We start from the raw sequence: 22,312 nt of genomic DNA, 5'->3' as shown, positions 1-22,312 counted from the left end.
ATGTACAGCAAAGATCAACACGCCCTAGTTAACGTCATAGAGTGTTCGATTGCGATCCATAAACTTTGGCCATAATTTCCCTAAACTGGCTCCCAAAATGATCGTCAACAAAGCAATCAAGTGTAACGAAGAGAGTGTGACCGAATTAAATGCAACCGCCAACAGCATCATGGATAGCAATGGCGTGAGGTAAGTCAACGAGCCAATAAACCTTGGATCACCGTGACGCATCGCATAATCCCAACTGTAAAAACTCAAGCCCATAGGTCCTAAGCCTAACAACAGTAATGAGACCCAATCACTTAATTGAATTGGCGGGATCTGATCCATTGTCATCACAAATACCCCAAGTGACAACAATCCGGACATCAAGCAAATAGCCGCAACCGCCGAGCTAGACATCCTATCGTTGTGGCAATTAGTCAACGTATAATGTGCCCATAAAAGCGCTGCACATAACGCTTCGAGGTAACCTAGCCAATGCTCGCTACTTATCTTTGATTGTTGATTGTTCATCACCATTAAAATAGCAACGAAAGAGAGCCCTGCCCCCAAAACATGGCCAACATTCAATTTTTGACCACCAAACAAAGGGGTTCCCAACACAATAAACAGTGGCCAAAGATACTGAATCATGTTCACTTCTATCGCTGGGGCTCGGCTAAATGCATCAAACAGCAGATAGTGGTAGCCAAACATACCGATGATCGCTTTAAGCCAATCTTTGATAGGCAAACGCCATGTTCGATAATGCTTTAACCCTGGAATCGAAGCGATGATGAGCACGATACCCACTGTACATAGGGGGGGCAAATGATTCACTGAAAGCGTCAATGCCGCTAAAGATGACCACATGACAATGGTTAACAAAGCGGCAAACAGTCCAAGATAGCGCTTCATCATGCGCCAACAATGTTGTGTTCAGGACCAAATTTAAAGCCTGTGATATTTTCGCTACCTTGTTCATTGACAACCAAAATATCATGCTCTCTATAACCTCCCGCTCCCGCTAAGTGATCAGGAATCATCAGCATCGGCTCCATAGACACCACCATCCCCGGCTGTAAAACGGTCTCTATGTCTTCTCGTAGTTCCAGTCCAGCTTCGCGTCCATAGTAATGACTTAAGACACCAAACGAGTGACCATAGCCAAAGGTTCTATAATCAAGCAACCCATAACCACGATAGATTTCATTTAATTCGGCGGCAATATCGCAACACTTTGCGCCCGGCTTGATAAGCTCAATACCTTTTCGATGCACTTCACAATTTATTTGCCATATTTTCAGTTGCTCATCATCGCAGTGATTCAAGAAAAGGGTACGTTCCAGAGCGGTGTAGTAACCTGCTATCATAGGAAAGCAATTTAGACTCAAAATATCACCCGACTGCAAGCGACGAGTAGTGAGCGGATTGTGTGCTCCATCGGTATTAATCCCAGACTGAAACCAAGTCCACGTATCTCGCAACTCAATGTGGGGAAACGTCTCGGCAATTGCGCGCGTCATGGCATTATTGGCTGCAATCGCTACTTCGAATTCTGGCACATTTTCTTTAATCGCTTCGACACAAGCGGCTCCACCGATGTCCGCGATGCGAGCGCCATGTTTGATCAGTTCGATTTCTTCCGAACTCTTAACCATTCTCTTTGCCATCACATCGCCACTGATATCGTAAAAGCTGGCTTGTGGGTAGAGATCTGCGAATTTTTGCTTCGCCATCAAGGTCAAGTGATCGGCTTCTATAGCGACGGTTTTTGGGTTAGGCAACACATTTTTGATCGCTCGATAATAATTATCTTGTTTCCAATCGGTGTATACCAAATTGTCTCCAATACTACGGCGATACGGTTGACCCGCATCGATATTGGCTGAAATTGTCACCGAGCGGTCTTGCGTTACAACGAGCGCATAAGGGCGCCCAAAAGAAGTGTATAAAAAGTCACTGTAGTAATTGATGTTTTGAATGGACGTAAAAACCACCGCATCCAATTGTTGATCTGCCAATAGCTCACGCAAGGTCGCGAGCCTTGTTAACATCTCCAAAGAAGAAAAAGTCCCTTTGACCTTTTCACCGTTTCTGATTTCCAATATATCTTGCATGACATCTGTCCCTTTACTGATTTGCACGGTAATTATCTTGTTGTAATTTCCGTATAGGGACAAACAGTGAATCGTAATGCCGGTATTATCTGTGCTTATATGAAAGAATGGAATCCACGCTATAGCGCGTTTCAAACTCTTTCGCTTGCTGTCGCATCCAATGGGAAAAACGTTGAATCTGTGGTCGACTGGTTAACTTTTTCAAACAAACCAAGTAAACACCATCATCTTCAAGCGCATGACCAAACAGTGGCACTAGTTTCCCTGCGGCCACATCTCGAGCGACCAAACTATGGCGCCCTAATGCCACCCCTTGCCCATCGATCGCCGCTTGAACAATCAAATCCGCCTGATTGAAACTATAACCCGCATTGCAATCCACTCGACTTACACCAAGATCACTAAACCAACGCTGCCAAGAGGTGGACAGTTTCGCTTGCGGTAAAGAGTCATGAAGAAGCACTGTCTTTCTTAAATCTTCCGGTGTTCTCAAGGGCAATTTGGCGAGCAGGCTTGGACTGGCAACCGGGTAAATGTAATCACGAAATAATAGGGTTTGTTCCATTGAAGGTTGATCCCCGACACCATGACATATACCGATATCGACATCTTCGTTACGAAAGTTTGGCTCAGAAAAACTGGCTGAGATAAGCAGATCAATCTTAGGGTTATTTTGATAAAAGCTGCTTAAACACGGCATCAACCAGCGGCTGGCAAACGACGGCATACAGTAAACTTCTAACCGTGTCATCTGATCTTTTGAGTCAATATCGCTTAATGTGTCACGGATTTGCAACAGCGCTAATTGCACAGACAGATACAAGTGCTCGCCATTAATTGTCAACGTTAACTGTCTTGGCTTGCGTTCGAACAACTTAAAGTTCAAACGTTGCTCTAGCTGAATTACTTTTTGACTCACGGCACTTTGCGAAACGCAAAGCTCTTGCGCAGCGAGAGTAAAACTCAAATGTCTCGCCGCCGCTTCAAAATAGCGCAAGGCTTCTAGGGGGGGGAGTCTTAATGCCACATTGACCTCCATATCAACTTTTCAACTTGTCAACCAAGCAAACTTCTTAACGACTCAGGTATAGTGCGGTCAATTTTCATCACCTTATCAGTAACAAACTGTATCAGTAACGAAACGGTCGCCTTATATCCATACTAATAATGTTTATACCCACTAGCCTTTGCAGAATATATGCCACTATTCACAACGATTCATAACCGCCATCTAGCAACGTTCTGGCCTATAACTCACTTTGTCAGCGTAGTTTTCATCAAATCAGAACTCTCAACTCAAAACGTCATATCCAAACAGAAACGCACAAATATGTGGCATTTTAAACCACACTTTATCCCCAAGCTGGTGCATAACACCTTCTTATGTATACAGATTAGTAATCACCGTTTGTCAGCGATCTTGCAATTGAATCAATATAGATGGCAACTACCTATCATCATAACGAGGGATCGAGATGAAAGTTCAATTACCAAGTAAAACACTACTATTGGGCACCACACTGCTTAGTTCACTATTCACTGACGCTGCTCATGCTGACCTTCTCTCGGAGATCAAAGCAAAGGGCGAGATTACCATTGCTACTGAAGCTCGCTACGCACCCTTTGAAATGCTGCAAGACGGTAAGATCGTCGGTTACGGCAAAGATGTTCTTGATGAAATCCTTAAAGATCTACCGGGTGTCAAACTGAAACAGCTGGACTTGCCTTTCCAAGGTATTTTGGCTGGACTAAACGCAAACCGATACGACTTTGTCGCCACATCTCTGACTATAACCAAAGATCGAGCGGCTAATTATTCTTTCACATACCCGATTTCAACAGCTTCCGTTGCTATGCTGAAACGCAAAGGGGATGACCGTATTCAGAGCCCAGAAGATATGGCAGGTATGGTACTGGGCACTCAAGCGGGTTCCGCTCAGCTAAGTGTGATTAAAACTTTTGAACAAGAGGTATTAACGCCAAAAGGCGACAAGTACAAATCTATCAAAGAATTTACCGACTACAACGAAGCTTATGCCGCACTTGCATCTCGTCGCGTCGATGTGGTTCCACAAGCGATTCCAAATCTTGCACCGATTATCAAAGAGCGCCCAGACATGTTTGAAATCGTGCAACCTCCTTTTGGTCCAGCAACGTACTACGGTTGGGTAGGCAGAAAAGATGCTGACTCAGCAACACTTGTCCAGTTCATGAGTGACGGGATAGAAAAACTTCACAAAAGAGGCAAGTTAGCCGAACTGCAGCAAAAATGGTTTGGTTTCACGATGGACGTACCAACAGGTATGGTTCCACAGCCTATTAACTAATTCTTTAAACATCCGCGCTAGCCTCCAAGGAATCAAGGAGGCTAGTTATATCCGCATTGATCATCCGAGGCTTAGATGGAACCTAACGCTTGTACTAAACCAAAACTCAACCTACCGTTTGTCGGATTTTGTACCTTTGCTAAAAGTCCGATTGTTGAACAAGGCAGTGCCTATCAAGCCGACTTCGCGGTCATTGGTGCACCTTTCGATATGGGATGCCAGTATCGTTCCGGCGCGCGCTTTGGTCCTAGAGCCATTCGTCAAGCATCTACCCTATTCTCTTTTGGTCATCACGGAGCTTATGACCACGAACTCGATACACTATTTTTGGCCAAGGACAAAGTAAATATTGTCGACGTCGGTGACGTCGATATAGTGCATACCGACACTTACACCTGCCTGAATAACATTCAAGATGAAGTCAAAGCCATTCTGTCAAATAAGGCTATTCCGGTGGTACTGGGTGGCGACCATGCTATTACAGCCGCCGTTCTAGCAGCTTATGGTGGACATAAACCCATACATATTGTCCAAATTGATGCTCATCTAGATTTTGTCGATGAACGGCATGGGGTTCGCTACGGTCATGGAAACTGCATGCGCAGAGCCTCAGAAATGCCACATGTCTCGGGTCTAACACAACTTGGCATTCGTAATGTTTCATCTTCGAGTCAGTCTGACTATGTGGACGCCATAAACGCTGGTTCCAACATTTTATCAGTACGCCAGTTCCGTCAATCGAGTATCGAGGATATCTTGGCGACGATTCCCAAAGGGGAAGCTTGCTATATCACTATCGATATTGATGGCTTCGACCCCTCCATTGCTCCCGGAACAGGTACCCCGAGCCACGGTGGGTTTCAATATTACGAGGTACTGGAATTTCTTCGTCAACTTTGCCAACACACCGAGGTTGTGGGTATTGATCTTTGCGAAGTTTCACCACCTTACGATCCGGCAGAGGTCACAGCGACCCTCGCGGCTCAACTGTTGATGAACCTGATTGGTTATGTATCACACTATGCGTCCCAAGGAGAGTCTCATGCCTAATCCAAACCAAACGCTGCCAAGATATAGTGGTATCGCAACATTTATGCGTTGCGACTATGTCCCCGACCTTCAAGATGTCGATATTGCTCTAGTCGGAGTACCATTTGACGGGGGTGTGACCAACCGAACAGGCACTCGACATGGTCCGCGTGAGATCCGTAACCAGTCCAGTTTAATGCGCATCATCAATCAAGCAACCGGGGTCGCTCCTTTTGAGCTATGCCGAGTTGCGGATGTAGGTGATGTACTTCCCGACTCTCCTTTTGAGTTAGTCAAAGCTCACCAGTCGATAGAGTTATTTTTTAAGCAAATCAAAGCCTCAGGTGCACTGCCTATCGCTGCCGGAGGTGACCACTCGATTTCATTGCCCATTTTAAGGGCTTTAGCACAAGACGGACCGGTAGCCCTCATCCATTTTGATGCCCATTGTGACACAGGCGACAATTACTTCGGGTCCAAGTTTCATCATGGTTCACCATTTAAGATCGCGGTAGAAGAAAACCTGATTGATCCGAAAAGAACCATTCAAATCGGTATCAGAGGCTCACTAAATGATAAAGATATGTGGCGCTTTAGCCATGAGACGGGCATGCGTGTTCTCTATATGGATGAATGCGTTGAGCTCGGTGTCGAAGGGATACTGCAACAGATAAAACAGACCATTGGCGATACACCGGCTTACGTTACCTTTGATGTGGACTGTCTCGACCCCGCCTTTGCTCCGGGCACGGGAACACCGGAGGTGGGAGGCTTCACCTCCATCGAAGCACTGCAATTAATCCGTGGTCTTCAAGACGTCAACGTTATTGGCGCGGATGTGGTTGAAGTGTCTCCACCTTTCGATCCTACAGGGAATACCGCGCTTGTAGGGGCGACGATCATGTTCGAGTTGCTCTGTATCGCGGCTCAATCACGGCAGCGAAATACTGTCGCTAAGGAGACCTGCCATGTTTGATTTCTCTGTTGTTTTGAGCGCGATACCTTCTTTATTGACGGGGCTGTGGACCACGGCGTGGATCTCACTGATTTCTATCATAATAGGCTTTGGCTTGGGCGCTCTAATCTGTTTAGGGCGCATGTCTAGCACAACGGTAATCCGAACCTGTTGCCTGATCTACATCAGTACCTTAAGAGGGACGCCGTTGTTGGTTCAGTTGGTCATCGTTTTCTATTTTTTACCTCTGGCTGGTATCAATATTCCCTCAATTTTGACCGCAATTATTGTACTGTCGATGAACACCGCCGCGTTTCAATCAGAGATACTAAGAGGTGGTTTTCTCTCTTTGCCTGCCGGTCAAAAAGAGGCGGCTTGGATGTTTGGTTTTTCTCCAGTACAGAGGCTGGTTCGCATTGAACTGCCCCAAATATTCCGTAAAACCTTACCTTCCTTGGTGAATGAAACCATAGATATCATCAAAAACTCAGCGCTGATTTCAACCATCGCGGTGACTGATTTAATGCGACTGGCACAAACCTATTCATCAACCTCATACCGACCGATTGAGTTTTTCGTCACTGCAGGTCTGCTCTATCTCGTCCTTACTTCATGTATCGGGCTATTGGGGCGCTATATCGAATCAAAGCTCGCTACCAGCTAGAGGAACCGTCATGGATTTCACACTTTATTTCACCTACGCTCCACTACTTGCAAAAGGGCTGGCTTATACCGTATTTGTTTGCTCAATTGGTCTTGTTATCAGCCTATTTGCTGGGTTAGCACTCTATGGAGTGAGCCAAGTTGCCTGGTTACCACTGCGCATCTTTTACCGCGGCTATCTATTGATTTTCAGAGGCACACCATTGCTGGTGCAGGTCTATCTGGTATTTTACGGTGGGCCATTTGTTGGTATCGAATTAAGCGCTGAGCAGGTCGGTATCCTTGGGTTAGGGATGTACGGCGCTGCCTACTTTGCCGAGATCTTTCGTTCTGGCTTTGCCAGTATTCCCAAGGGGCAAGTGGAGGCCAGTTATGATCTTGGCTTTTCGCGCTGGCAAACCTTAACACGTGTACAAATTCCTCAAATGCTCGGGTTAATCATTCCACCTAGCATTAACCAAAGCATCATTTTAATCAAAGAGTCGGCGATTTTGTCGATTATCACTGTACCTGAGATAACCAAAGCCGTTGTCACGATGGCGACTCAAACCTTCACCGTTGTCGAGCCATACCTATTTTTGGCCGTAGCCTATTGGTGCATTACCTCAGCACTAGCAAGATTCGGGGCGTGGAGTGAAAAGCGCGCGCGACATTACCTCAATTAACGTTGGCCTAACCCGTTAGATAAAAAGGATTTTTCTATGAAAACACAACATAAAGCCATCAAATTGGTGCAGTTAAACAAAAGTTTTGGTGACAACCATGTATTAAAGGGCATCGATCTCACCATAGAAACCGGCGAAGTAGTCTGTATTATTGGCGGCTCAGGTTCGGGAAAAAGCACCATGTTGCGTTGCATGAATTTTCTTGAACATTATGACAGTGGCGAAGTACTGATAAACGGCAGAATGATTGGTTATGGTGCCGATACACAAGGTAATTTTCAGAAGCTTCCAGAGCACATTGCCCAACGCGACCTCACCGATGTCTGCATGGTGTTCCAACAGTTCAACTTGTGGCCACATATGACGGTACTGGAAAACGTCATGGCGCCTTTGGTCTACGTTAAGAAACTCAGCAAGCAGCAGGCTAAGGACAAAGCCCAACAGGTATTAGAAAAAGTAGATATGGCTCATAAAGCAGACGCTTACCCAAACCAACTCTCGGGTGGTCAACAGCAGCGAGTCGCGATTGCCCGTTCCTTGGGTACAGAGCCAAAGATCATGCTATTTGATGAACCAACCTCAGCCCTTGACCCTGAATTGGTTGGCGAAGTATTGAAAGTGATGAAATCTCTAGCAGAGGAAGGGATGACTATGGTCATCGTCACCCATGAAATGGGTTTCGCTGCCCAAGTCTCCGACAAAGTGGTCTTTTTATCTCAGGGGCAAATTGCAGAACAAGGATCACCTAATAAGCTATTTCTGTCACCACAAACCTCACAGCTTAAAAGCTTTCTGGCGACATGGAGTGAGAGAAATAGTGGTTTAGGGATGGCTCAAAGCCGTTCTTTAGTGGATGTTGCCTAAGCTTTGGCAACTCAATAGTGTAGTGGACATTAGCTTCTCTTGATCTTCTTGGAGGCAGTTTAAGTACACCACACCCGCGTTGCACGTCTTATCAGTGGTGTTGATCAACGCTACTGGGCAAAGGGTGGCAGACTACGCAAATCAGCAGTTATTTGCACCGCTTGGGATCGCTCCTGTGAAGAATATCACTCTAAGCGATCGGCAGCAGCATCTGGAGTTTACTCGAGGTGCAACAGAGCGTGGTTGGGTTGCAGACCCTCGTGGTGTTAATACAACTGGTTGGGGGCTCGTGTTAAGCACGCTTGACCTAATTAAGCTGGCAAATCTTTACCTTGCCAACGGGCGTTGGGATGGTCGGCGCTTACTGTCGAGTTCGTGGATACAGCAAAGCACTTCGGAGCAGAGTCGCTATAGAGAGCGTCGATACGGCTTTCTATAGTGGTTGATGCCTCATATCTCAAATAATTGCTATTGCGCTCTTGGTGATGGGGGCAACGCGCTGTTTGTATCACCAAACGATGAGGTGGTGGTAGCAATCACATCGAACTTTGTACCGAGACCAAGAGACAGAGTGACGCTGCTTACGAAGCACCTATTGCCAATGCTCGTATCCAAGAGCTAATTCTTTGGTATGCAGAATCTCGCTACCAACTAGGTTGAAAACAAGCTTTGCGCAAAAAAATCTGTGTTTGGCTTTTTAAGGTGAAACACTTTTGTCAAATAGTTACTTAGGACAAACCAACATGCAACATAGGAAATTTGTCCGGCTTAGTTATTCGTTGCCTTCACTCAGAGCAAATTTGATTTCATCCGACGAAAAGCCTTTTCGACTTAACATTGCGTACGCCTTTGAACGCTCTTTGTGATCGTTGAGGTCATAAGATTTCTTTTGTAACTGTTCTAAACACGAAGAATAGAAATCTAGCTGCTCCTCATTAATCAATCGGTCGATGAGCGATGACAGTTCACTGGTGTCGATTTGTCGTTGTCTAAGCTCTTGCTGAATGGCGGTCAGGCCCTTGCCTTTACGAGCATACTTGAGTACTTCTTTTTCCAAGTCGGCTTTCTCGGCCTTAATTTGAATGTTACTTTTCAGTTGATGCGCTTGTGGGTGCTGTTCAATCGCTACCTTAACTTGTTGATAGCTAAAGCCACGCTTTTGCAGGGTCGCAACCAGCTTTTCACGGCTCATGGTAAAGCTTGAGTAGTAGTGGTTGATTCGGTCTATCAAGATGGTTTGTTCATCAATAGACTTTTCGAAGGACACTTTATGGATTGCATCAGAAATCACTAAGTCCGTCAGGCCCTTCTTCTTCAATTTTTCGACAATATATCGAGAACCGAATTCACCAGAAAAAGCTTGTTCCACGAATTGTTCTGCAAACACTTGATCAGGCTTGAGATACCCAAAGCCTTTCAGAGTCCCTAAAGTTTCATCGATCCATTCTTGATTATCGGTTTTCACTTTGAGCTTCGCAATCAGCTCGCTTTCCGTCATGTCTCTTTGGGTTAGATGCCACATCGCAGAGTTCATAACGCTTTCGATTCGCGTCGCTTTTCTTACTGTTGTATTTCTACTGTTCGTTTTTTGCTGTGAATCATCCATTCGCTTTCAACTGTCCAAACTAAGCCTACCCTATCATAACTTAATTCTAAGGTGGTTGAGTTACCTAAAAGAATGAAGCTCAATATAATACCAATCGTAGTAAATAACTGTCAGCCAATAAAAATGGACGCTTATTCAGCGTCCATTTGATATCACATTAAGAAGTCGACTCTAAGCTGCGCTTAGCTGTTTCGTAGTAGCTCTTTTCGAAATCGCTTCTCGTACTAGCTCTTTCGTTTAGTTCTCTTCGTGATTGTAAATATGTACATCTCGTTGAGGGAATGGAATCGTGATGCCTTCTTCATCGAAGCGTTTCTTCACGGTTTCCGTTACATCCCAGTACACATCCCAATAATCATCAGTCTTAACCCAAGGTCGTACTACGAAATCAACAGAAGAGGTATTCAAGGTGTGAAGCTTGATCATGTGCTCTGGTTTTTTCAACACTAGAGGGTGCGCTAGAATGATGTCGTTCAATACCGCTTTCGCTTTATCGATATCATCTGAGTAACCAATACCGAAAACCATATCAACACGCCTTACACGCTCTGCCGTGATGTTGTTGATCACGTCACCCCAAATCTTGTTGTTCGGAATCACCAAGCGTTGGTTATCGATGGTTTGAACGGTCGTCGACACTAAACTCATGTCTTTTACCGTGCCTTGCACACCCGCGACTTTAACCATGTCACCCACATCATAAGGACGGTAGATCAAGATCATCAAACCCGATGCAAAATTAGATAGCGTATCTTGCAATGCGAAACCAATGATGACACCCGCAACACCGAAACCAGTTAATAACGGAGCTAACTCGATCCCTATTTGAGAGAGGGCGATCAGCAAACCAACAAACACGACCGCTTTAGATGCAATTGATACAAAGAAGTCCTGCATCAATACACTGAAGTCCATTTTAGAGTGCGAAACACTCTTGCGAACGGTTTTACGCGCCACATTAGCAATAAGGCGAGTTACATACAAAATCCCGAGGAAAAGCGCGAGTTTAACGATAAATGAAGGGGTATTTTCAAAAGCCCATGAACTGAATGAACGAAGCCAACCATCCAACAGTTCCAGTGCAACATCAACATCCAACACATCAGCGTTAATGTCGCCTGTCGTCGCTAGCAAAACACGTTTGTATGAGGTCACATCTACGCCAAACGGTTCCATTAGCGTGATGGTTTCTTCTAAGCTCGCAACCATAACGCTAGTTCGCTCACTGAAACGTTCAAGCTCAGTTTTAATGGTCGCTTTCTCTTCTTCACTTACATAAGATAACCGGCGTTCTAAATCTTGACGCTGTGTATCAGTGTATAGAATCGCATTAGTAAGATATTGAGAACGAGAAACAAGTGCTGTTTTGAGCTCACCTTCAGGAACAGAAACATCAACACCACGTTCTTTTGACCAATTTAAGGTCTTAGCAAGCTGCTGATAATAAACATCCATCATTCCGATTCGTTTTTGAATACGCAATTCAAGGCGTTTTTTAGCATCACCTTCAGCTGAACGGTTTTCTTTACTCATTGAAACGATTTTAATTTCATTCAATGACAGTAATTTTTGCAGTAGTTCAACCTGCTGAGCAAGAGTGACATCCAGCCCCTCTTTTTTATCCGACGATAGCTGTGAAAAAATCTCTTCGCGTAGGCCCTGATTCTTACGCCTTAATATATCTTCAAGAAAGGGTTTTTCAGCATCATGCGCCGTTTCTAATGTTACTAGATCGAGCATTAACTGATCTTGTACTTCTGCGATTTTCTCAACGCTCTGCGCATAACTTCCAAATGCGACAAACGCCAACATTAACAATAGACAACGCCAAACCTTCATCATATTAATTCCTATTACTGTTTAAATTGACCCTATAAATAGTAGTAAAAAGAATATGGATAACAAGCATTTAAACGTATGTTATGTTAAAAACTCGCAAATTAGCAGCCTGCTTCTAATATTTGATAGTTCCAATCCCCTCTTATGACCTGTAGAGTACGCATCCAACAAAGAACAACAACCAATATCTTCATTCGAGCACATGCACTAAAGCGCCCTAAATACGATGTTGGCTCACAGCAAGAGAGCATAAAAATGAACAACGAACTTGATATTATTGAGTCTCTAGAAGAACTAGAGCAATTCCTAATTTCAGTGGAAGCTGGCGGTTTAGGCCTTGAAGGGGTTGAAGGTGTAGGCATGGCAACCAATAATTCAGATGGTCGTCACTTCGTTGCTGTATTCAACAGCAGCCACAAAGTTCTGCTTGCTCGCTGGATCACTAAAGAAGTGTTTGATAACGGTAAAGACTTGGTACGTAACGGCCCTCGCCGCACTCACTAAGCCTTTCCAATAGCACCAATGATTAAAGCCCAACACGTTCATCACTGACGGTGTGTTGGGCTTTTTTGTATCGCCTCATCTTGGATAGACCACTCGATAAAGAATAAATTAGCGATAACTTTCAGTTGTTGTGAACTTTAGCTAGAACTCAAGGTCGTATTCGCGTGAATTGGTGTTTATGCGTCGTTTATCGTGTACCTGCCGTTTTCCGCGTTTATACATAGTTTCACTTTAACCATTTTATGACTTGTGGCGCGAAGAGAACTTATCTAAGCTAGCCACAATTCAATGAGCTGGCTTTAACTAATAACAGATTTGATTACTGACTAATTTGCTGAACACATCACTACTTTTCTTATCCACACAGAACCGCCGACAAAAGCATTCGCTTTGGGCGCTCTTCCTTACCGGACTGGTTATCGTAACTTGTCTGGCGAGCACTCTGGCCGTAAAGAAAGTATCGTTATCTGCATCCGCTAATGGTCAATCAGTCCTAGTTGGCGCACAAACTCATACAGAAACCAGTAACCCTCAAACCGACATCGCTTCTTCAGAAAAAATGGCCACTCTATACGCCAGTGTTTTCGGCTTAGAAGCCTCAAAAATGTTAACGTCACCCAATTCAAGTTCATGCAGCCTGAGTTCGAAAATGCTGACCTTTGCCGCCCCTAAAACCGGCTGGCTGATCCCATTCGTACTTATTATTGCTGTTGCGTTTAACTTACCTCCTCACATCTCGAGATTATCTAGAGACAATCATCGCTCTACTCGACCGACAAAACACCGATTGCATCTAAAACACTGTATATTTAGAGAGTAAATAACCGGGCTACTACACCCTTTTATTTATTTTTTGGAGATACATTTGTGTACAACACACTACTAACTAAGTTTGTCGATTCATTGGCATTCTCTATGCGTACATGCGCGAAAACCTTAGTCACTGCCCTTTTGGTTATGACGTCATTTACCGCCTTGGCACAGACAACGGGCTGGCTTAGTGTGCCCGAGCATCCGCCTGTTAAGATGCGAATGATGTCGACAGGTGAACAATCGGAGGACGGCTCTAAGATTCAAACCGTGCTCGATGTCGTGCTCGACGGCGACTGGAAAACCTATTGGCGCAGCCCAGGCGAAGGTGGCATTCCGCCAAGCTGGGACTGGTCTGGTTCAACAAACATTGAGTCAGTAGAGTGGCGCTGGCCGATACCTAAATACTACGAGCAGCTTGACGTCATGACGTTAGGCTACAAAAAACATGTCAGCTTTCCTGTCACGTTAACCCTGAAAGACAACACGAAGCCTGCGATATTCAGGGCATCGTTTACCTTTCCGTCGTGTACCAATATCTGTGTGTTAACCGATTACGATATCGAACTGCCGATTGACCCACAAACCTTAGCGCTCGATGAAGAAGCGATGTTCTTGTTCAACCAAGGGATGAGCCAATCTCCACGAGAAGCTAACCGCACTTCGGTCAATGGTCTATTTTGGGACAAGAGCAAGCAGCAACTGGTTACTCAGCTGACAAGTAAAGATGGCTGGGATAAGCCGATGGTGTTGATTGACGGGCAAGAAGTGATTGATGACTTCTTCTCTCAACCAAGCGTCCACATCACAGACAATACAATGACGGCCGTATTTGATGTGAGCAACTGGATAGGTGAAGTCGACTTAACGGACCGTAACGTGAGTGTCACCGTTTCAGACACTAATTTCGCCGAAGAGATGACGGCCCAAGTTGGCTCAGAACCGATCGCTTACCAAACAAGCAACAACGGCTTTTTGGCGATGATAGGCTTCGCTTTAATTGGTGGTTTGATCCTCAACATCATGCCATGTGTTTTGCCAGTCTTAGGAATGAAATTAAACAGCATCATTCAAAACCAAGGTGCATCTAATCGTCATATCCGACTCTCATTCTTAGCTTCTGCTTCAGGTGTCATTACATCATTTGCGCTGTTAGCCCTAGGTATGACCGCACTAAAAATGGGGGGTAATGCGATTGGTTGGGGAATCCAATTCCAAAACGTTTGGTTCATCGGGTTCATGCTGATCATCACTTTGCTGTTCTCGATTAACCTGCTTGGGTTATTCGAATTCAGACTACCATCAGGTTTAAACACTTGGATGGCAACCAAAGGTGATGACTCACATTCAGGCCACTTTGTTCAAGGCATGTTTGCAACGCTGTTAGCAACGCCATGTAGCGCACCATTCCTAGGAACCGCTGTCGCGTATGCACTCGGAGCAAGCTACCAAGAGCTATGGGCAATCTTCATCGCGCTCGGTATCGGTATGAGTGCGCCTTGGTTGATCTTTGCGCTATTCCCAAGCCTAACCAAATTGCTTCCAAAGCCTGGGGCGTGGATGTTCAAAGTTAAGCTGGTATTTGGCTTAATGATGTTCATTACCAGCCTATGGCTAACAAGCCTCCTTAGCCCATTCATTGGTAAATTCCCAACTATCCTGCTGTCGCTATTTATCGTGATTTCAGTATTGATTTGGATTGGTCGTAAGTTGGGTCGCAAGGTGCTGATTCCTATCGTCGCAACCACAACCTTGATGTTTGGTGCTGCATTGATCGTCGGTAGTGTCACCGCTGATAACTGGGCGACTCCGATTGTTGACGATCTCGCTTGGCAAAAGCTGGATGCGAAGCAAATCCCTCAGCTCGTTGATGAAGGCAAAACGGTGTTTGTTGATGTGACTGCTGATTGGTGTATCACCTGTAAAGCCAACAAGATCGGCGTCATCCTTCAAGACCCTGTCTACAGTCACCTACAGCAAGAAGACATTGTTTTGATGAAAGGTGATTGGACAACACCAAGTGAAAGTGTCACTCAATATTTACAAAGTAATGGGCGATTTGGTGTGCCATTTAATATCGTCTACGGCCCGAGCTATAAAAGCGGTATTCCACTGCCTGTCATTCTCAACAGTGACACTGTCGTTCAAGCCATCGACGCTGCGAGATAACTGATGAAGACTCCCAACAATGAAGAGAAATCTAGCACGATTGAAGACGACGCTGTAAAGGGTGAGGCCAAAAAGCCAAGTCGTCTTAAGAAGTGGGGAAAGGAACTGGTTTCAATGATATTGATCGTTGGCGTGGTTTCATTTGCCATGGACTTTTATCACAGCAGAAGCATGCCTCAAGGCGACGCGATTCCAATTGTAGGTCAATCGCTCCAAGGGGAAGATATTGATGTTATCGAGCTAAGCAAAAACGGTAAGCCCGTTATTGTCTATTTTTGGGCGACTTGGTGCAGCGCATGCAAATTGGTGAGCCCGACGGTTAATAGCTTCAGCGACTCCCATCAAGTAGTTTCTGTCGCACTTTCATCTGGTCCAGACGAACGTGTTCAGCGCTTCTTAGACGCCAAAGAGTATGAATTCCCTGTTATCAATGATCTCTCTGGATCGATCAGCAGAAGTTGGGGAGTCAATGTCACGCCAAGTATTGTCATCATCAAAGATGGAAAGATTAGCAGTATCGCAACCGGCGTTACATCCCCTATCGGCCTGTGGTTAAGAACCTACTTTGCCTAAATCGCTCACAAAGAAAAACAGAGCAAAGCTAAGTGAATAAACCGACTCAGCCAGTTTAACAAACAATATTAATGTGAGCGCAACCTAATAAGCGCTCACGATTATCACGAATTAGAGAAAAGACAATATGAAAAAGCATCTGATAAGCGCACTGATTTTAGGCTCATTAATGAGTACTAATGCCTTCGCAGAATTAAACAAAGAACAAACTCAACAACTTGAAGAAATTAATCAATTCCTGAAGGAAAACCCATCGACGATCTCTGGATTGCATACCAGTTTAGAGCAGTACGTTGCAGGTCAAGAGCAAACGAAGAAAGCCCAAGCGGAAAGCCATGATTGGTTATACAACAATGACGCCCACCCAATCACGGGCAATCCGGATGGCAAATCGGTCATCATTAACTTTACCGACTATAACTGCCCTTACTGTAAGCGCTTGGAAAAAGGCTTGGTTCAATTAGCCTCTGAAAACAGCGACATTAAAGTGATCAACGTGTACTTATCGTTTAAGCAGCAACAGGTTTCGGGACTAGACACCAACGCGGCGCTATACGCGATGAAAGTATGGAAAGATAACCCAGAAGCATTCCCTGAAGTTGATAGATTGCTGATGGCGAAAAGCGGTATTCACTCGAAAAGCTCACTAGAAGCCGTTGCCAAGAAGACGGGAACAGAGGCGGAACTAAAAACAACTCAAGAACAAAACCAGGTTCTAACCACTAACCATCAAACGTTCAGTGCACTAGGCTTAACGGGCACTCCAACCATGATGATGAACGGAAATGTTTTACTAGGATATGTGCCTTATGACCGATTAAAAGAGATCGTGGATGACGCTTTTTAATCGAGTGTAGATAGAGATAAAGATTCGAAAGAGAAGTAATAAAAAGCCGACTCGCGTAACTCGCAGTCGGCTTTTTGATGAGTTTAAGATAATGTTTTCAATATTATTTTTGAAATAGAAAAGCAGTCGAAGTGTCACTATCTTGCAATGGATTCTTAATCTAGCCTCGCTACTCTAAAAGCAGTTCTCTCGATAAGTCCAAGACGTGCTTACTCTAGACAACTGTCCTTTGACCGAGCCTAGCTCGGTCTTTTTTTACGTGTTTTAGATCGCAACACAGTGCATTAACACGGAAACGTCCAACGACTGAGCCTTAACTTAGCAAGCGACAAACAAGCGCACCCGGCTCCCTTAACGCATCCACGTTATAGCTAAGGACACGTCCAGCAGACGGTGCGTGATAACGACGGCATTCATTACCAAAAGCATCATATTGGATGGCTAACAAATCACCTTGCTCCACGCTTTGCAAAAGCTCGACCTGAGGCAGAACAAAACCACCAATATCAGCACGAATAGACACGACGTTGTTGCCTTCAATCCAATCCATGCTTGGCAGTTGCTTTACTTCTAACGGATCTTGTCCATCGACCTCAAGCATTTCATAATAGGAAAGCATGTTCAAAACACCGTCTACCGCTCTTTGAATCATGTCAGGTTGAGTAAACTTACCCATCCCTACTTCGACCGTGATACTTGGGATACCACTTCGGTTCCATACGGTTTCTAAGATACCTGGGTCGCCTGGGTCATTGAGCACGCAATCGGGTTGCATTAATCTCGCCATCTCCAAGCATTGATCAATCCGGTAATCAGCAAAAACATAGAGAGGATAAACCGCGCCGCGCGTTTGAGTATGAAGATCAACCGCGAACGTTGCATTGTGCTTGAGTAAGCGCTCCCATAATGACGCTACAAAACGCTCAGCAGCTAAACCATGAGAATCACCAGGGAAAAGTCGATTGAGATTAGCCGGACATGAACCCGGATCAGAAGAGATAAAATCGCGGCTATGATTTAACAAACCAGACAAGTTGACCGTAGGCACAATAGTCACGGTGCCAGTTAAGTTCTTGCCAACGAGATCTCTGATAATTTGTTGAGCAGCCAACACGCCATTCAACTCATCACCATGAATACCAGCGGTGATCATCAACTTTGGCCCATCTTGGCTTCCTTTAAAAACAGACACTGGCATATTTTTCGGTTGCCCTAGTCCATCGCTGGTCACTTGAAACCAAAACTGATGCTCTCCGACCTGTAAGTCTTCAACATTCAAGGAGCCAATAACCTGCCTGCCTTGTAAAACATCGCCTAAGTACTCTGTTTTCATCCAACCACTCCATCTTGTTGAGCAAAATCTATTCTCTCGTAAGTTTTTGCATCATAGAGGATATCTTAACCAGTACAAGCAGTTAATCGATTTAACAGCTGCAGTTCAGCCCATAGAACTCACTCATAACATCCTCATCTCTTTCAAAGTAAAACTCGTACAGATAGCGGTTCTAAAACTTCTAATTTAGACAATTATTCACAAACCGCTCAGCCAAATGAAATAAAAGTGCAATAAAATCAACGCCTAAATAAGTTCCCTATTCACGGAAATGTAATTTTATGGAAATGAAAGCTTAATTTATCTGCTCTAAATTAGCTTCATATCGAAACGGAGAGCGCATTGCTCACGGATTTTAAAATACAAGGTAAGTGATTATGAAAAAGGCAGTTCTAGCTTCTGCAGTGGTAGCAGCACTAGTTTCAGGTTCTTCTCTAGCAGCAACAGTTTACAGCTCTGACGGCACTGAGCTTAAGATTGGCGGTCGTGCGGAAGCTCGCTTCAACATCTCTGACAACAACGAAAGTGCATCAGACAGTTCTTTCAAAGACAAGTCACGAGCTCGTCTAAATATCTCAGGTAAAACTCAAGTTTCAGATGAGTTATACGGCTTTGGTAAATATGAAGCTGAATTTACTGGAGATACGGCTGAAGGTGTAAATGGAGAGAAAACGGACTCACTTACTAACCGTTATTTCTATGCTGGCCTTGGTACAAACTTCGGTGAATTCTCTTACGGTAAGCAAGATTCATCACAGGTAATGTTGACTGACATTACGGATACAATGGCTACATTTGGTGCTGATGCCGCTGATGCCGTTGATGGTAACAAAGATAAACGTGAGAATAACTTCCTTTACTCTGGTGAGTTTGACGCGTTGACAGTGCAAGCTAACTACATCGCAGCAAATGAAAAAGACGCTGATAGTTTTGGCATCGCTGCTATGTACAACCTAGGTGCATTTGACCTTGGTGCGGGTTATGTTTCTCAAAAGAATGGTAACTTCGATGACGATCAAATCAACCTTGTAGCTCAGTTCTCCATGGATGCGTTTACTGTTGGTGGCCTATACACAATGGCTTCAGTTGCAGATGAAGACTACACAGGCTACGAGCTTTCAGCTATCTTCAAGGCAACTAAACAGCTATCACTAATTGGCGTATATAACTACGGTGAGTTCGATAAAGCGGCTGATGAAGAAGCAAACAACTTTGCTATTGAAGCGGTATACAAGTTTAACGGCCACATTCGTACATATGCTGGTTACAAGTTCGAGCAACTAGACAATAAAGATGACCAACTACAAGCTGGTGTACGCTACGACTTCTAATCTAAATTTACTTTAGATGAAGGCTAAAAAGGTTGGGCAATGGCTCAACCTTTTTCATATTCAAATATTCTGACTAACTTCATCAATGCTTTTTCTGGTTTCATTGTGCTAAATCCGTATCATAGGTGAACCACATCAAATAATTAGAAGCATCATGTCACAACACCATCCGATTCAAGGCGCTAGCTGGATGCTAACCGCTGGTTTAGCCTTTGCTTTGATCAACAGCCTAACTCAAATCGCTAGCATTCATTTCGGACTGACTTCTACTACCGTTGCCGTCATTCAGTATTCAATTGCATTGTTCGCTATTCTTCCTTATCTAAAAACATTGGGAATTCGACGAGCACTAAAAACTGATAATCTCAAGCTACACGTATTCCGTGTCTTCCTATCGGTTATTGGTATCCAACTTTGGATTTGGGCGCTGGCTTACCCTGTGCCGATTTGGCAAGGCATAGCCCTTCTTATGACTTCGCCACTGTTTGCAACCATAGGTTCTGGTCTTTTCCTAAAAGAGAAAGTGGGCGCAGCTCGTTGGGGGGCAACCTTAGCAGGCTTCGTGGGTGCGATGGTGATTCTAGAGCCATGGGCTGAAGACTTTAGCTGGGCGACGTTGTTACCCGTTGGTGCAGCGTTCTTTTGGGCATGCTACTCACTGATGGTGAAAAAGCTTTCTTCACAAGACAGCCCTTCCACCATGGTGGTTTACCTTCTGCTATTAATTACGCCATTTAACATCTTGCTGGCCGTTCCTGATTGGCAAATGCCAAGTGGCGGCACTATTTGGGCTATCTTAATCGTTATCGGTGTTATGACAGCACTGGCTCAGTGGGCTATTGTAAAAGCATACTCGGTGGCTGATGCCTCTTTCGTTCAACCGTTTGATCACGCGAAATTACCTCTAAATGTCTTGGCTGGTTGGCTGGTCTTCAGTTGGGTTCCACCAGGTCGTTTATGGCTAGGGGCTGCGATTATCATTGCGTCAGTTGCATTCATTACCCATTGGGAAACAAAAAAAACGGCGAAAGTTAAGAAAGTTTAAAGTCGATGAAATAAATAGTTCGACTGTCCGTTCTATATTGATAAGAGAATTTTAAGCGAGGTCGTAACCATGAAGAAACCAGTCAAGATTACACTATACCGTTGGGCAGGCAGCTGGGGTCCATTTAAAGTAAATATCCCATGTGGAGAATGTACCCTTACCAAAGACATTCTTAAGGACACTTTTGAGAATGAATTGGCTGACGTTGATGTCGAACTAGAAGTGAAAGATTGGTTATCTCACTGGTGGGAACCTTTAAAGCTGGGTTCTTGGCATGCTCCGATCCTTGTTGTTGAAGGCAAAGTGGTCAGCCAAGGTGAAGCGCTGAATCGCGGTGTGTTAGTCCAATCGGTGATCAAAGAGTGGACCAAACGAGACAGCCTAAAAGGCAACATCGTTTATGGTAAGGCGACCTGCCCATTCTGTGTTAAAGCAAAGAAAATGTTGGATGAAGCGGGTGTTGAATACCAATACCACGATGTCGTAAAAGACAGTGCCGCTTTGTATCGTATGATTCCAGAGGTAAAAGCACACATTGGTGAGAAAACACCGGTCACTGTCCCGCAGATCTGGCTTGATGGTAAGTACATCGGTGGTGCCGACAACTTAGAAGCGTGGATGAAAGAGAATGGTTTAGATAGCATCCCTAATAATGTGGTCGACTTATCCAATCAATCTGCTGGCTGAATTCATTAAAAGCCATTAGTCAGAAGCTAAATTAGTGTTTTTTGTGTCCATCCACAACAAAACAAAGCGATAACTGTCACCAATCCCTAAAACGAAAAAGGCCTTAAACTTCATCGAGTTTAAGGCCTTTTAAAATTCCGTTTTTGAAAATGCTTATTTAGCCATTTTCTTCATCATTCGCTTAAAGAACGATGGTTTCTTTGGCTTTGACGTACCGTACAATGCTTCGTGCATCATGTTTTTTGCTGCCATTTGACCAAGGTATGCGTGGCCTAGTTCGTAATTCATGCTTATCTCCGCACATAATCAACTTTCTTTAGCGCGGATTTTACACTTAAAACGCCCAAAAACAAGATCTAAATCACACTTTAATGCAATGTGAGCTATTGAATTGCAATAAACCTAATTTTTCCTGTGTGCTAGTCAGCATTGTATATGTATATCAATGAGTTAACCTGAAGTCCGGTTTGGCCTTAATGCTCCATTCCTAATAACAATCCAAGACATTGATTTAGACACTGATAAAAAAAGCAGCTCAAGAGAGCTGCTTTCTAAAATGCTTTACTGAGAAACCTAGCTGCGCTTCGGCTGTCTGTAAGTTTTACCGGCAATTTGGTATGTGTCTTTTTGCTTCAATTCAAACATCGTTTCAAAGAACCAAGCTGCAAATTTGATTAAGTCATCGCCTTCATTCATGACATGTTCGATGTACTCTTGCTCTTCGCCTTGTTCATTTTCTTGAAGCGTCACGTGGTAAATACGCTTTTCGCCTTCCACTTCAGCAAGTGCAAATTGACCAGTCAGTGATGCAGCAGCCTCAGCGACTTCTGTATCCTCATTGGATTTCAATAGCTCAAGCGCTTGAGGCAGGCCATCTAGTGCGCAGATAGCTTTTACCAGTACTTCAAATTCATTTTGCTGCATTTTGTTTTACCTATTCAATGGACCGAAGCATTGTAGAAA

Annotated in this window: 22 protein-coding genes; 14 read left to right on the top strand and 8 right to left on the bottom strand. The window is 44.4% G+C overall.

The window, feature by feature from the left end:
- Positions 1–24 precede the first annotated feature (24 nt).
- The 3 genes from OCV19_RS24695 to gcvA all read right to left on the bottom strand — a co-directional run bounded on the left by OCV19_RS24695 (position 25) and on the right by gcvA (position 3,129).
- Positions 25–903 carry a DMT family transporter gene (locus OCV19_RS24695; protein WP_065676810.1) on the bottom strand — a complete coding sequence of 293 codons (879 nt, stop codon included), beginning with the start codon at positions 901–903 and terminating at the stop codon, positions 25–27.
- On the bottom strand, positions 900–2,102 hold the full coding sequence (locus OCV19_RS24690; RefSeq protein WP_065676809.1) for a M24 family metallopeptidase: 1,203 nt from the start codon (positions 2,100–2,102) through the stop codon (positions 900–902). The genes OCV19_RS24695 and OCV19_RS24690 overlap by 4 nt, the downstream gene beginning before the upstream one ends.
- 85 nt (positions 2,103–2,187) lie before the next feature.
- The gene (gcvA, locus tag OCV19_RS24685) at positions 2,188–3,129 is read right to left on the bottom strand and encodes a transcriptional regulator GcvA (RefSeq protein ID WP_065676808.1); all 942 of its coding nucleotides are present in this window, start codon (positions 3,127–3,129) and stop codon (positions 2,188–2,190) included.
- A gap of 448 nt (positions 3,130–3,577) precedes the next feature.
- Between gcvA and OCV19_RS24680 the strand changes: the two genes are divergently transcribed.
- The 7 genes from OCV19_RS24680 to OCV19_RS24650 all read left to right on the top strand — a co-directional run bounded on the left by OCV19_RS24680 (position 3,578) and on the right by OCV19_RS24650 (position 9,044).
- Complete coding sequence (locus OCV19_RS24680; protein WP_065676807.1) at positions 3,578–4,429, top strand: transporter substrate-binding domain-containing protein; 852 nt, start codon at positions 3,578–3,580, stop codon at positions 4,427–4,429.
- 75 nt (positions 4,430–4,504) lie between these two features.
- Entirely contained in the window at positions 4,505–5,479 is a 975-nt protein-coding gene (gene speB / locus OCV19_RS24675) for an agmatinase (protein ID WP_065676806.1), read from the top strand.
- Positions 5,472–6,434 (top strand): agmatinase, encoded by a 963-nt coding sequence (speB, locus tag OCV19_RS24670; protein ID WP_065676805.1) that lies wholly within the window; start codon positions 5,472–5,474, stop codon positions 6,432–6,434. Before speB (OCV19_RS24675) ends, speB (OCV19_RS24670) begins: the two co-directional genes overlap by 8 nt.
- Entirely contained in the window at positions 6,427–7,077 is a 651-nt protein-coding gene (locus OCV19_RS24665; RefSeq protein ID WP_065676804.1) for an amino acid ABC transporter permease, read from the top strand. The genes speB (OCV19_RS24670) and OCV19_RS24665 overlap by 8 nt, the downstream gene beginning before the upstream one ends.
- A gap of 10 nt (positions 7,078–7,087) precedes the next feature.
- Positions 7,088–7,741 carry an amino acid ABC transporter permease gene (locus tag OCV19_RS24660; RefSeq protein WP_065676803.1) on the top strand — a complete coding sequence of 218 codons (654 nt, stop codon included), beginning with the start codon at positions 7,088–7,090 and terminating at the stop codon, positions 7,739–7,741.
- Between the two features lie 36 nt (positions 7,742–7,777).
- Positions 7,778–8,605 (top strand): amino acid ABC transporter ATP-binding protein, encoded by an 828-nt coding sequence (locus tag OCV19_RS24655; RefSeq protein ID WP_065676802.1) that lies wholly within the window; start codon positions 7,778–7,780, stop codon positions 8,603–8,605.
- Between the two features lie 175 nt (positions 8,606–8,780).
- The gene (locus OCV19_RS24650; protein WP_306345541.1) at positions 8,781–9,044 is read left to right on the top strand and encodes a serine hydrolase domain-containing protein; all 264 of its coding nucleotides are present in this window, start codon (positions 8,781–8,783) and stop codon (positions 9,042–9,044) included.
- A 333-nt stretch (positions 9,045–9,377) separates the two neighbouring features.
- On the opposite strand, the gene OCV19_RS24645 is transcribed toward OCV19_RS24650, so the two are convergent.
- On the bottom strand, positions 9,378–10,211 hold the full coding sequence (locus tag OCV19_RS24645; protein ID WP_065676800.1) for a RecX family transcriptional regulator: 834 nt from the start codon (positions 10,209–10,211) through the stop codon (positions 9,378–9,380).
- Positions 10,212–10,448: 237 nt separating this feature from the next.
- On the bottom strand, positions 10,449–12,053 hold the full coding sequence (locus OCV19_RS24640) for a mechanosensitive ion channel family protein (RefSeq protein ID WP_065676799.1): 1,605 nt from the start codon (positions 12,051–12,053) through the stop codon (positions 10,449–10,451).
- Between the two features lie 252 nt (positions 12,054–12,305).
- On the opposite strand from OCV19_RS24640, the gene OCV19_RS24635 reads away from it, so the two are divergent.
- From OCV19_RS24635 to OCV19_RS24620, 4 genes are all read left to right on the top strand, one after another.
- Positions 12,306–12,554, top strand: coding sequence for a hypothetical protein (locus tag OCV19_RS24635; protein WP_017062732.1), 249 nt, complete (start codon positions 12,306–12,308; stop codon positions 12,552–12,554).
- Between the two features lie 915 nt (positions 12,555–13,469).
- Complete coding sequence (locus OCV19_RS24630) at positions 13,470–15,533, top strand: protein-disulfide reductase DsbD family protein (protein WP_065676811.1); 2,064 nt, start codon at positions 13,470–13,472, stop codon at positions 15,531–15,533.
- Between the two features lie 3 nt (positions 15,534–15,536).
- Entirely contained in the window at positions 15,537–16,106 is a 570-nt protein-coding gene (locus OCV19_RS24625) for a protein disulfide oxidoreductase (protein WP_065676798.1), read from the top strand.
- A 127-nt stretch (positions 16,107–16,233) separates the two neighbouring features.
- Positions 16,234–16,953 (top strand): DsbA family protein, encoded by a 720-nt coding sequence (locus OCV19_RS24620; RefSeq protein ID WP_065676797.1) that lies wholly within the window; start codon positions 16,234–16,236, stop codon positions 16,951–16,953.
- A 313-nt stretch (positions 16,954–17,266) separates the two neighbouring features.
- Here OCV19_RS24620 and OCV19_RS24615 read toward each other — a convergent pair whose 3' ends face one another.
- Positions 17,267–18,286: a succinylglutamate desuccinylase/aspartoacylase family protein gene (locus OCV19_RS24615; protein ID WP_065676796.1), complete on the bottom strand. Its 1,020-nt coding sequence runs from the start codon at positions 18,284–18,286 to the stop codon at positions 17,267–17,269.
- 377 nt (positions 18,287–18,663) lie between these two features.
- Here OCV19_RS24615 and OCV19_RS24610 point away from each other — a divergent pair, with 377 nt between their 5' ends.
- From OCV19_RS24610 to OCV19_RS24600, 3 genes are all read left to right on the top strand, one after another.
- The gene (locus OCV19_RS24610; protein WP_065676795.1) at positions 18,664–19,617 is read left to right on the top strand and encodes a porin; all 954 of its coding nucleotides are present in this window, start codon (positions 18,664–18,666) and stop codon (positions 19,615–19,617) included.
- Positions 19,618–19,771: 154 nt separating this feature from the next.
- On the top strand, positions 19,772–20,662 hold the full coding sequence (locus tag OCV19_RS24605) for a DMT family transporter (RefSeq protein WP_065676794.1): 891 nt from the start codon (positions 19,772–19,774) through the stop codon (positions 20,660–20,662).
- Positions 20,663–20,731: 69 nt separating this feature from the next.
- Positions 20,732–21,349, top strand: a complete 618-nt coding sequence (locus OCV19_RS24600) for a glutaredoxin domain-containing protein (RefSeq protein ID WP_050620585.1) — start codon at positions 20,732–20,734, stop codon at positions 21,347–21,349.
- 153 nt (positions 21,350–21,502) lie between these two features.
- Here the strand turns inward: OCV19_RS24600 and OCV19_RS24595 are convergent, their stop codons facing one another.
- The gene (locus OCV19_RS24595; protein ID WP_010431176.1) at positions 21,503–21,637 is read right to left on the bottom strand and encodes a hypothetical protein; all 135 of its coding nucleotides are present in this window, start codon (positions 21,635–21,637) and stop codon (positions 21,503–21,505) included.
- A gap of 285 nt (positions 21,638–21,922) precedes the next feature.
- Positions 21,923–22,273, bottom strand: coding sequence for a hypothetical protein (locus tag OCV19_RS24590; RefSeq protein ID WP_017057980.1), 351 nt, complete (start codon positions 22,271–22,273; stop codon positions 21,923–21,925).
- Positions 22,274–22,312 lie beyond the last annotated feature (39 nt).

The sequence above is a fragment of the Vibrio celticus genome (assembly GCF_024347335.1).
GTDB classification, from domain to species: domain Bacteria; phylum Pseudomonadota; class Gammaproteobacteria; order Enterobacterales; family Vibrionaceae; genus Vibrio; species Vibrio celticus.
The sequence above is the reverse complement of the archived record's forward strand: the minus strand, read 5'-3'. Positions and strand labels throughout refer to the sequence as shown.

Bases quoted from the DNA above. Each gene is read 5' to 3' on its own strand.
- OCV19_RS24695 (WP_065676810.1), bottom strand. From the start codon at position 903: ATGATGAAGCGCTATCTTGGACTGTTTGCCGCTTTGTTAACCATTGTC.
- OCV19_RS24690 (WP_065676809.1), bottom strand. From the start codon at position 2,102: ATGCAAGATATATTGGAAATCAGAAACGGTGAAAAGGTCAAAGGGACT.
- OCV19_RS24680 (WP_065676807.1), top strand. From the start codon at position 3,578: ATGAAAGTTCAATTACCAAGTAAAACACTACTATTGGGCACCACACTG.
- speB (WP_065676806.1), top strand. From the start codon at position 4,505: ATGGAACCTAACGCTTGTACTAAACCAAAACTCAACCTACCGTTTGTC.
- speB (WP_065676805.1), top strand. From the start codon at position 5,472: ATGCCTAATCCAAACCAAACGCTGCCAAGATATAGTGGTATCGCAACA.
- OCV19_RS24665 (WP_065676804.1), top strand. From the start codon at position 6,427: ATGTTTGATTTCTCTGTTGTTTTGAGCGCGATACCTTCTTTATTGACG.
- OCV19_RS24660 (WP_065676803.1), top strand. From the start codon at position 7,088: ATGGATTTCACACTTTATTTCACCTACGCTCCACTACTTGCAAAAGGG.
- OCV19_RS24655 (WP_065676802.1), top strand. From the start codon at position 7,778: ATGAAAACACAACATAAAGCCATCAAATTGGTGCAGTTAAACAAAAGT.
- OCV19_RS24645 (WP_065676800.1), bottom strand. From the start codon at position 10,211: ATGGATGATTCACAGCAAAAAACGAACAGTAGAAATACAACAGTAAGA.
- OCV19_RS24640 (WP_065676799.1), bottom strand. From the start codon at position 12,053: ATGATGAAGGTTTGGCGTTGTCTATTGTTAATGTTGGCGTTTGTCGCA.
- OCV19_RS24635 (WP_017062732.1), top strand. From the start codon at position 12,306: ATGAACAACGAACTTGATATTATTGAGTCTCTAGAAGAACTAGAGCAA.
- OCV19_RS24630 (WP_065676811.1), top strand. From the start codon at position 13,470: ATGCGTACATGCGCGAAAACCTTAGTCACTGCCCTTTTGGTTATGACG.
- OCV19_RS24625 (WP_065676798.1), top strand. From the start codon at position 15,537: ATGAAGACTCCCAACAATGAAGAGAAATCTAGCACGATTGAAGACGAC.
- OCV19_RS24620 (WP_065676797.1), top strand. From the start codon at position 16,234: ATGAAAAAGCATCTGATAAGCGCACTGATTTTAGGCTCATTAATGAGT.
- OCV19_RS24615 (WP_065676796.1), bottom strand. From the start codon at position 18,286: ATGAAAACAGAGTACTTAGGCGATGTTTTACAAGGCAGGCAGGTTATT.
- OCV19_RS24610 (WP_065676795.1), top strand. From the start codon at position 18,664: ATGAAAAAGGCAGTTCTAGCTTCTGCAGTGGTAGCAGCACTAGTTTCA.
- OCV19_RS24605 (WP_065676794.1), top strand. From the start codon at position 19,772: ATGTCACAACACCATCCGATTCAAGGCGCTAGCTGGATGCTAACCGCT.
- OCV19_RS24600 (WP_050620585.1), top strand. From the start codon at position 20,732: ATGAAGAAACCAGTCAAGATTACACTATACCGTTGGGCAGGCAGCTGG.
- OCV19_RS24595 (WP_010431176.1), bottom strand. From the start codon at position 21,637: ATGAATTACGAACTAGGCCACGCATACCTTGGTCAAATGGCAGCAAAA.
- OCV19_RS24590 (WP_017057980.1), bottom strand. From the start codon at position 22,273: ATGCAGCAAAATGAATTTGAAGTACTGGTAAAAGCTATCTGCGCACTA.